The organism is Cryptosporangium minutisporangium (assembly GCF_039536245.1).
GTDB lineage: Bacteria > Actinomycetota > Actinomycetes > Mycobacteriales > Cryptosporangiaceae > Cryptosporangium > Cryptosporangium minutisporangium.
The window spans coordinates 81763-92399 of record NZ_BAAAYN010000066.1 but is presented as its reverse complement, the minus strand read 5'-3'; the positions used below and the strand labels follow the sequence as shown (position 1 = coordinate 92399).

At 66.8% G+C, this 10637-nt stretch carries 4 protein-coding genes; 2 read left to right on the top strand and 2 right to left on the bottom strand.

The window, feature by feature from the left end:
• The first annotated feature begins 516 nt into the window (after nucleotides 1–516).
• Nucleotides 517–3618: a hypothetical protein gene (locus tag ABEB28_RS39190; protein ID WP_345733368.1), complete on the top strand. Its 3102-nt coding sequence runs from the start codon at nucleotides 517–519 to the stop codon at nucleotides 3616–3618.
• On the top strand, nucleotides 3615–9017 hold the full coding sequence (locus ABEB28_RS39185; RefSeq protein WP_345733367.1) for a DEAD/DEAH box helicase: 5403 nt from the start codon (nucleotides 3615–3617) through the stop codon (nucleotides 9015–9017). The genes ABEB28_RS39190 and ABEB28_RS39185 overlap by 4 nt, the downstream gene beginning before the upstream one ends.
• On the opposite strand, the gene ABEB28_RS39180 is transcribed toward ABEB28_RS39185, so the two are convergent.
• Nucleotides 8947–9450 carry a very short patch repair endonuclease gene (locus tag ABEB28_RS39180; RefSeq protein ID WP_345733366.1) on the bottom strand — a complete coding sequence of 168 codons (504 nt, stop codon included), beginning with the start codon at nucleotides 9448–9450 and terminating at the stop codon, nucleotides 8947–8949. The genes ABEB28_RS39185 and ABEB28_RS39180 overlap by 71 nt on opposite strands.
• 24 nt (nucleotides 9451–9474) lie before the next feature.
• A complete protein-coding gene (locus ABEB28_RS39175) occupies nucleotides 9475–10629 on the bottom strand; it encodes a DNA cytosine methyltransferase (protein ID WP_345733365.1) in 1155 nt (384 codons plus the stop codon).
• Between the last annotated feature and the right edge of the window lie 8 nt (nucleotides 10630–10637).

Here is a 10637-nt window from a genome sequence, read left to right as displayed (position 1 = left end):
CCGCCGAAGCGGGTCAGGCCCAGACCGGCCGCGCCGATGTCGATCCACCGACGCTTCGGCGCGAGTCTCGCCTGATTGGGGGGAGGTACGCCGATGAGGCGTACCTCTCCCCCTACAACCGGTCGCGTCTCCAAGTGCGCCGTTGACCGGCAGTCCTCGCCAAGCACCCACCAGCGGGCCACGGCTTGCAGCCCTGTCGTCCTGGTCCGGAAGGGGACCATCTTGACTGCCTCCGCCCGTTGCCCACCCCAAATGGATCCTTTGCGCGGTGCTTGATTGCCTCCGAGAGGCAGCGGTGCGTGGTCGATGAGCAGCTTCAGTGCATACGCCTGGCTCGACCAGCGCCGAGCAGATGAAAGCGCCCAACGCGCACTCTGGAGCCAGCTGGCTGTTCCGGCAACCCGTTGATAGGGATCTCCACTTAACTTCGGTCGGTGCGGGCCGAACCTACCCGGGGCCGGGGACGCAAGAAATGTCGTACGCCGCCGTTACGCTCTCGGCCTGAAGGGGGTGGCAGTGGGCGGGGTCGTGTGGCGTGGCGCGAGCGCGGGGGTGGACATGAATCTGGATGGCTGGAACGAGGCATTTCTCGATCGTTTGGACGAGAACTCAGCTGGTCGTCCGCTCTACCTCTTTGTCGATCAAGATCTCCTGTCCGAGATTTCGGGATTACCTGCGGGTGATGCCGTCGTCGCATTCTCTGTCGCCTTCCGCGACCGGGTGAGAGAGGCGCCGTTCGGAGCGGCCGCACGCGATGCCAGGGAGTGGAAGCGGCGAGGGTTCGCTGGTCGGCCACGGTTCGTGTCACATTTGGCGATGACGGTGCTGGCCGTCACCGATGAGCCAGCAGGGCGTGGCAACGGTGTCTATCCACGGCTCAACGAACTCCTGGGTCTTGCACCGGAAGCCGTGATCCCGCTCGGCTACGACGAAGACGTGCCGTTTCTCTGGCAATCCTGGAACGCGTGGCTGGAGGGGCCAGGCGCTCGCTATGGCCGTCCGACTGCTAAACCCGATGAGCATTTCCCCTATCAGGGGTGGGCCCGGAGTCAGGGCGTGATTCGCTTTTCGGACAGGTTGATGCTAGAGCAATTCCTTGCTGCTCGGGACGCCGGTCGGTGCACGAATCCCTCTGTGGGTGAGTTGTTCGGATGGTTGTTCTACCGAGGCGCGGTTGGCGTCGAACTTCGCGATCGGCTGTTCCGGGACGAAGGGACGGTGGCGATTCTCGAGCGCGTGCTGGCGAACGAGACCACGCGCTGGCATCGGGATGGCCCGCGGCCCGGATTCAGGCGCGCGGCGCCGCTCGGTCTGCTGCACTGGGACGACTGGACCGACGAGTTCAGCGGCGCTGTCGAGATCTTGCCAGAGTGGGTTGGGATGGAATTCGACCTCGGCGAGGGCGATCGACAGGTCGTCGATGGCTCGGACTCGGTGCGGCTGATCATGCCGGGCGCGTCCGAGCCGCAGCTGCTCCGTGCCGGCGTGGAGCATCACCTGACCGCCGATATCACCGTGCAGCTCGGTGGCGATTACCCGTACGTGCTTCGCCGCAGCCCCGACGTCGACGGCTGGCTGCAGTGCCGATCGATCGGCGATGAGACGGTCGTGCGGATCCTGGCGCCGGAGAGCCAGGCGGCCGCGCTCCGGGCGGCAGGCCTGTCCGAGCCCTCGGCGCCGAGCAAGGTGGACGGCTGGCTGTGGTGGAGGGACGTGCACCTGACCCGCGCTCAGACGAACCGCCTGCGTGCGCTCGGGTTGACTGCGGTGCGCTTCGCTGCCGGTCCGGCGATGACGTTCGAGGGCGGACTCTCAGTCGGGGGAAACGCCTATGTGTCGGGCGGAGAGCCGGATCTCATCATCCCGCCGGGCGTGGCGTCGATCGTCCTCGACGGGCGGCCGCATGAGGTGCCGCCGGGCGAAGACCGCGTCCGGTTGGCGGACCTGTTCCTCGACCCCGGTGCCCACCAGGTGACCACGGACGCTGGTCAGTCGGTCACTTTCAGGATTGCCGACCGCATTCAGGACGCTGCGCCGCAGGCTCGTGTGGAGATCCGGGTCTGCTCCGCTTTGAACAACTATCTCTTCTCCTCCGCGACGCGTGATTCGGGTGCCGCAGTGGCACTGTCCGGCGCGGTGCTCCGCGGTGTGGCTATGGCCGAGCCGTTGGCGGTTGTCCGCCAGGGCACCGCCGCGGAATGCCTCGTGTTGACCGGCAACGGAGAGCTGCGGCAGGTGTGGCCAACAACCCCCGCCTGGCTGCGCGAGATGGGTATCGCGCCAAACGTCGTCGACGTGCCGGACGCGATCCGGCAGACCGTTGACGACCCGGTTGCTTTCCTGGTTCGGAGCCCGGGAGGCCGAGCGATGAAGATCGTTTCGCTGCCGCCCGGGGCCGTGATGCCGGGCGGGAACCTGCCGTCCCGGCCGCGCCCAGATCTGGCCGGTGACGTCGTACACGCGCTCCTGCGCCAACCGGGGCTGGACCCGCGTGTCCGTGATGCCCTTGGTAAGTCGATCCGCGTGCAGCCGATTCCTGGCCGGGCCGGCCAGGAATCGAAGACCGAGGTGGTGGTTCGTCCTGATGTGATCCCGGGCCGGATCGAGGTGAACCCGTTCGACGACGTCCTGAACTGGCTCGGTGAGCGGGAAAACGGCTTTGTGTCCGAGGCGCTGTTTGCGCGCACGTGGGCCTGGCTGTGCGGCCGCTATGGCTATGCCGATCTTGCGGATCGGTGGCGGGCGGTGCTGCGCACACTCGCCGATCTCGGCCATGTCGAGCGCGACTTCGGTCGTGGACAGGTAGCCGTTGCTGCGGCCGGCCTGGTTGCGCTCCCACGCGCCGCAGGGCTCTACGTGCTGACCGGCGGACGTACTGAGCAGCTGCTCGACCGGCTGAGCGACGCAGACGACCCGGTGCTCGGCGATGCCGCTGCCGGGATGCTCGTGCACTCGGTCACTCCGGTGGTGGCCGGTGGCCGCCCAAGCGGCCCGACCATCGTCTATGTCGAGATCGACCCGGCGGAACGAGGCGCGATCCGGAGCGCGCTCGGCCGAGTCGGGGTGACGATGCAGGGCTGTGTGGCGGATCAGCTGCTGTCCATGCTCCCGACTCTCGAGCAGACCCGGGAGCACAACCTGCACCTGTCCGCGTCTCCAGCGTTCGACTACCGCCGTCGTGTGCTGCGGCACGGCAGTTGGGTCTGGGCGCAGCGTGAGGACGATCGGGTGCGGGGCCTGTACCTCTACCGCCCACCACACGCACCGCGGACGTTCGCGTGGCGGTGCGCCACGGACGGCGCGCTTGTCCAGGTCGACTCGCTGACCGGGGAGTGGATGGCGAGAGCCGACATCGGTCAGCGTGCGCTGCTCGCGCATCATGCGTCGGCGCGGCAGCTGTTCACGCCGGTCGACGTACCGCTGCCAGCCATGGTTGGGCGGGCGCTGACCTTACGAAGCGGGCTGCCCGCGGCGCGCGCCCGCATGCGGCGACGCGATGGGGGAGTGGCCACCGAGGTAATCGTCTACGAGAACGTGGACTATTCGACGGCTGACCGCATAGCGCGATTGTTAGGCCAGGAACTCGGTAGCGACGGCGGGATGAGGGTGGAACGGTGACGGACCAGGACGAGAAGACGCCCCTCACCATCGACAGTGTTCAGGGCTACCTCGAAGAGGCGTTCCAAAGGTATTACGAGACCGCCTACGAGCTGCGGGACAAGCACGTCGCGGGAGAGCGGCGGGCGTTGCTCTCGCAGCGGGGGACCGTCTTCGCCGAGCCCTATGTGGAACTGATGCCCGGCTACGCGTACTCGGCCAACACGACTGCGGCGATCTTCGCTGATCTCGGGATTCCCGAGGCCGCTGCTCTGGTGCAGGCTGGGCTGCTGCCGATCGATAAGCCTTATGCCCATCAGGAGCAATCGCTCCGCGACTCGCTGGACGGGCACGACGTCGTTGTCGGGACCGGCACCGGCTCGGGCAAGACCGAATCGTTCCTGCTGCCGGTAGTGGCGCGGCTGGTGAAAGAGTCGGCAGGCTGGGCGCCGCAGCCGACGCCGCAACCCACCGCCTGGTGGGAACGGCGCGGCGGCGTCTATCAGCCGCAGCGGCGGCACGAGTCCGGTCGTCGGGCGGCCATGCGCGCGCTTCTGTTGTATCCGATGAACGCCCTGGTCGAAGACCAGATGGTGCGTCTGCGGACAGCGCTGGACTCCGCAGGAGCCCGCGCGTGGTTCGACACTCATCGTCCCGGCCACCGGTTCTACTTCGGGCGCTATACGGGGCGGACGCAGGTTCCCGGCACGGTGCTCAGCGCGAAGCCCGACCGAGTGGAGAAGCTCCGGCTGCTGTTGGCCGACGCGGCCCGTCGACACCGCGGCCTGCGGCAGGGCATCGCTGACGGAAGGATCAAGGAAGAGGCTCGGTACTTCTTGCCGTCGCTGGACGGTGCGGAGATGCGGTCCCGCTGGGACATGCAGCACAAGGTGCCCGACATCCTGATCACGAACTACAGCATGCTGTCGATCGCGCTCGGTCGGTCGGACGAGGCGTCGATGATCGAATCGACTCGGCAGTGGATCGCGGCCTCTCCAGAGCATGTCTTCAGCCTGGTGGTCGACGAGCTGCACATGTACCGCGGTACGGCGGGCACCGAGGTGGCGTACCTGCTTCGGCGGCTGTGCGCGGCGCTCGGGCTGGACCGCCGGCCGGATCAGCTGCGCATCATCGGCACCTCGGCCAGCATTCAGGACGACCTCGAAGGCCGGACGTTCCTCCGTCAGTTCTTCGCTCGCACCGACCCGTCGACGTTCCGGTTCATCCGGAGTGAGCACACGGTTCCTGCGGGCGCCGACGACTTGGGCGAGCTGGCAGACGGCCTGCTGGCCGAAGCCGTCGACCTGTCGGTGCTGCCACCCGACGGCACGATCCAGCGGACGCTGACCAACGCCCTCACCGCGGACGACGGGACGTTGCGGCCGGGGCCGGTCGGCGAGGTGGCGGCTAAGGCGTTCCCGAACCTCGAGCCCGATCGCGCGCGGACGGCGTTTGACCGGCTGACCGGGCTGCTCGAGCAGCAGCGGGCTTGCAAGCAGGAACCCAGCGCCCGGCTGCGGGGCCACTTGTTCCTCCGCACGCTCCAGGGCCTCTGGGCATGCAGCGATCCCACGTGCCGCGTTGTTCCCGACGAGTACCGTGACGGTGAGCGGCGGCTGGGAAAGCTCTATTCGACGCCGCGGCTGTCGTGCGAGTGCGGCGCTAGGGTGCTCGAGTTGCTGTACTGCCAGTCCTGCGGCGAGAGCTTCCTCGGCGGTTATCTCGCCCGCGCCGCGGACCGCGAGTTCCTGGTTTCCGCAATGGCTTCCCTCGACGACCTGCCCGATCGGGTAACCAGCGGACGCAACGCCGGTGGCTACCGCGTGTACTGGCCGACTGGTCGTTCACTGGTCGTCACCGAGGGATGGAAGCGCAAGGGCACCAAGCTGCCTGACGACGCCAAGGACCCCCAGTACCAGATGTCGTTCGTCAAGGCCGCATTCAACCCGGGCACCGGGCATATCGCGCCGAACCCGAGGAGCGGCCAGACCGGGTACCTATACCGGGTCAAGGCCGATGGCGCCGAGGACCGGATGCCGCCGATGCCCACCCGGTGCCCGTCGTGCGGCGACGACTGGGAGGTCCAGTCGCGGGACGCGGGGGTCGTCGAGAGCGCTCGGCGCTCCCGGTCACCGATCCGCACGCAGGGTGTCGGTTTCGACCGCGCGAACCAGGTGCTGACCGGTGCGCTGCGACGCGGCCTCGAATCCCGGCTGGTCGTCTTCTCCGACAGTCGGCAGGGCGCGGCGCGGGTGTCGGCGAACCTCGAGCTGGCGCACTACCTCGACCTGGTCCGCGCGCTGGTCGTGGAGACGCTCGAGGAATCGTCGGGTGATGGGGCGCTGCTGGAGCGGTATCTCGCCGGCGAGAAAAGCGACGAGATGGCCGAGTTCCGCAAGCGGCTCAAGTCGCTGAGCCGGGCCGCTGAGAGTGCTGCAGCTCTGGTCCGGGCGGGCGATCCGCTGGATGAGGACGACCAGGAGGCGCTTGCTGCAGTTCGCATCACCCTTAACGGCACGCCGAGCCTCGAGCATTTCCGCGCTCAGGTCGAACCCCGGCTCGTGCAGCGCGGTGTCAATCCGGCGGGTCCGGCCTGGAGCATGCAGTCGAGTGACGAGTTCCACTGGACGCAGCTGTACAGCTGGAAGACCGACCAGGTCGCCGACCGGGAGTCCGCGCTTGACTCCGAGGGACGGAGCTTCCTTAAGAACCTTCGTGCGGAGCTGGGCACGCAGATCGTTCGCACGGTGTTCGCTGGCGGCGATCGGGACATCGAGGCCCTCGGCATCGCCCACGCCATTCCAGTGGCGCCGATCACGGCGGTCGGGCCGCTGAAGGACGAGACCGCGCAGCAGTTCGCCTCGTCAGTGATCCGGTTGCTCGGTCGGCGTCGCCGCACGATTTGGACCAGCGAGAAGAACACCGACTGGCCGAAGGACGCCAAAGACTACGCGGAAGCGGTCGCGAAGAAGCACGGCGCGCCGGACGGTGGAGGGCTGCTGGAGGAGCTCGGCCGGCGGCTGGGGGTGAACGAGAGCTCCGCGTTTCGGATCGCACCGGACCAGGTGCTGCTGACCCGCCCGGCGACGAGCATCGTCTGGCGTTGCGGAAACTGTCGCTCCAAGCATCTCCACCCGAGCGCGGGCATCTGTACGGCCTGCCACCAGCCCGCGATCGGCGCGGCCGATTCACTGGTCGTTGACCAGGACTACTACCACTGGCTGACACAGCAGCCCGGTGGCATCAGCCGGCTGCACTGTGAGGAGCTGACGGGTCAGACCGATCCGCTGGAAGGCCAGGGCCGCCAGGCGCGCTTCCAGGACGTTTTCCTCGACGAGAACGAGATCGAACGGGTCGACGGCATCGACGTGCTCTCGGTCACGACCACGATGGAGGCCGGAGTCGATATCGGTGCGCTGCGCGGCGTTGTCATGGCCAACATGCCGCCGCAGCGCTTCAACTACCAGCAGCGCGTCGGCCGGGCAGGGCGTCGTGGAGACCACCTATCGGTTGCGTTCACCGTGTGCCGTGGTGCGCGAAGCCACGACGAGCACTACTTTGCCCACCCGGCGGCGATTACCGGCGACCAACCGCCGCAGCCGTTCCTCGACATGCGATCGGAGCCGATCGTCCAGCGAGCGTTCACCGCTGAGGTGCTGACCCGCGTCTTCCGCGAGGCCGAACAGACTGTCGTTGACTTCGGTGGCGGACGAAGCGTGCACGGTCAGTTCGGCACCGTGGAGATGTGGCAGTCGTCCGAGGAGCTGCGGCTCTTCGTCGGCAGGCTGCTGGCCGCTGGCCGCGACGAGTGGGCGACGGTAGCGGCTGTCCTGCTGACCGCGGCCGAGGTGCCGGGTTTGACTTCTGCCGACCTCACGGACTGGGCCTGCACGTCTTTGGTAACCCAGATCGATGAAGTTGCGGCCTCCGCGCGGGTGCTGGACCTCTCCGAGGCGCTGGCGCAGGCCGGTTTGCTGCCGATGTTCGGTTTCCCGACCCAGGTCCGACTCCTCTACACGGAGGATCCCCGGCGCAGTAAGAAGTCGTTCGGCAGCGACGAGGCGAGGACCCTCGACCGTGACGCCAGCCTGGCGATCTCCGAGTTCGCACCCGGCAGCGAGGTTGTGAAAGACAAGGCAGTGCACACAGCCGTCGGCCTGGTTGACTTCCGGCAGTTCGGTGGCGGAAAGTGGATTGACCAGGGCGCGGAGGCCGCGCTCGGGCTTTCCTCGCGAGCCGGTCTGTGCCGTGATTGCCTGGGTGTCACAAATGATGAGAAGGTCAGCAGCTGTCCGTATTGCGGTAGCGAGGAAGGCTTCGCCGTCATCGACTTGATTGAGCCGACCGGTTTCCGCTCGTCATTCCGGCCCCGCGACTATGAGCAGCTCAGCGAGCCGACCGCAAGGGCCGCCCAGCCCCGCGCCGCCCTGCCGAGCAGCGAGTACACGCCTCGTGACAACAACGCGCTGGTACGGGCTGTGAACGGCGAAATCTTGGCCGTCAACGACAACGGCGGACGGCTGTATTCGTTCGCCACCGCTGCGTTCACGGGCAAAGCCGGAGGCCAGTGGAACGAGGCCGGCGTGGTCGAGGTCGGCCTGCTCGCGGACGACGCGAGGAAGAGGCTGGCCAAGCTGAGCAATGTTCGTCTTGATGACGTCAAGAAGGAAAATGTGGCGATCGCGGCGCGCAGGAGGACAGACGTCTTGGTATTCGGCGTCAACCGGATGCCGGACGGGCTGCGTATTCGTCCGACCACCCCGGCCGGGCGGGGCGCATGGGCATCCCTCGGCTACCTGCTTCGGGACACCGCAGTGAAGTGGCTGGATATCGGCTCGGACGAAATCGAGATCGGCGTCTACCCGCGAGTCCGGGACGGCGAGTTGGTCGGCGAGGTTTTCGTCGCTGACAGCCTGGAGAACGGCGCCGGCTATGCCCGGCGTCTCGCTGACCTGTTCGACGACCTCCTTGAGGAGGCAGACGTATTCGTAGGAAAGCTGGAGTCGCATGGCGGTGCTCCCTGTGACTCCAGTTGCCACCGCTGCCTGCGCGACTACGGGAACAGCCCATGGCACCCGTTGCTCGACTGGCGGATGGCAGCGGACCTGCTCGACCTCATGCGTGGTCGACCGATGGATGTTGCCCGTCAGCGGACGCGGGACTGGAACGCTGCGGAGGCGTTCGCCAAGGACTTCTCGGGATTCATGGTCGAGGAGGACGCCGAGACGCAGGTTCCAGTAATCAACGGTCGTCGCGGATCCTCGTTGGCGATCCTGCACCCGTTCGAGGATCGGGAGGCTGACTCGATCAACGAGCGCGTGACTGCGGTGCGGGCGCGGTATCCCGGCGTTAAGGAGACGACGTCGTTTGAGCTTCTCCGACGTCCGGGTCTGCTGATCGCGGACCTGATGGGGACATAGGTCCGCGGTCGTCGGTGTCGGCGAGGTAAGCCGCGACGACGTCGGCGGCCTGGACGGCGGGCACATGCTCCCAGACGTGGACTACCGACCAGCCCGCCGCTCGGAGAACTTCGTCGGTAGCGATGTCGCGAGCTACGTTGCGGTCGAGCTTGGTCGACCAGTACGGGCTGTTCGTTCGGGGTGATGTGCCGTGCTGCGGGCAGCGGTGCCAAAAGCAGCCGTCCACGAACACCGCCAGGCGCCGCCGAGTGAAGACGACGTCGGGCCGCACGAGTCGCAGCGGCGTACGGATCGGCGCGTTCTTGCGGAACCGCAGCCCGCGGCGGTGCAACTCCGACCGCAGAGCTACCTCAGGGCGCGTGCCGACCTTGCGGTTGCCTTGCATGACCTTCCGGACGGCGGGCGACGACGCAGGCGGGGCAGGGAGCGACACTCGCTCAGCCTACGGCTGCCATCATCAGAGCGACGAGACCTTGCGTACGGGCTCTCTGATGTAGCCGAGCTGCTCCATGAGTGCCCGGACAACCGCCTTACCGAGTTCGACCGGCACGGCGTTACCCAGCTGACGCTGAATGTCCGCGCGCGTCCCGGCAATTTTGAACTCGTCAGGAAACGACATCAGGCGGAGAATCTCGTTCGCGCGCAGCCTCCGCGCACGCTTCGCCCCGTCATCAGTGGTGACATTCTCCCAATGGAACGGCCCCACCCATGGGCCCGGTTGAGCCTGAAGTGTGGTTGATGGCCTGTCCGGATCGAGCCGGAGGAGAAACGTCCAGTAGCGGCTACGCCACTTGAACACGTTGCGGCCGCCGTATCGCTCGGTGTGCCAGAGATAGTTCTGGCCGGGAGGGACTTCTGCCGCCAACTCGCCGAACTGGCCGTCAACGATCTCATCGTCGGAGACGCTTGCGAGGTGAGGCAGTTCGGCAAATGCCTCCGCCGCCGTGACATGGGGAAGCTTCGTCGGATCGATCCTCCGGTCGCGCTCGCTCCAACCCGAGTGAGTGGGCTCCGGGAACTCGAACTTGCCGCCGTCGCGCCGACCGACGACGAAGACTCGGCGGCGCAGCTGGGGTACCCCGAAGTCAGCAGCCAGTAGGACCTTCCATTGCGGGTTGTACCCTAGCTCGGCCAGTCCTTTGAGGAGGCGCTGGAACTGAGCTTCGTGAGTTTTGTACGTAAGGCCCTGAACGTTCTCAAGAATGAACGCTTCGGGTCGGCTTTCCCGTACGACCCGGACGTACTCGTCAAGGAGGGAGGCGTTTGGGTCGAGGCTCTCTCTCTTCTGCTCTAGCCAGAAGCCCGACTTGCTAAACGGCGTACAGGGCGGGCCTCCGACAACCAGAACAGGCTCGCCGCTTCGCAATCCACCGGTGGCGAGAATCTGCTCGGTGTCGATCTCCCGGATGTCGCCGGGAATCGTCTTGGAATGCGAGAAATTCGCGACCAGGGTGTCGAGAGCTTGTTCGCTGTGGTCCGTTGCGGAGACGACACGGAGGAGACCACTCCCGAGATCAGCGGGCGCAAGGGGCTCTGCGTCGGCTCGCTCGACTGCCAAGTCGAGCCCTCCTGCCCCTGAGAACAGGCTCACCACCGGAAGATGTTCGCTCACACATCACC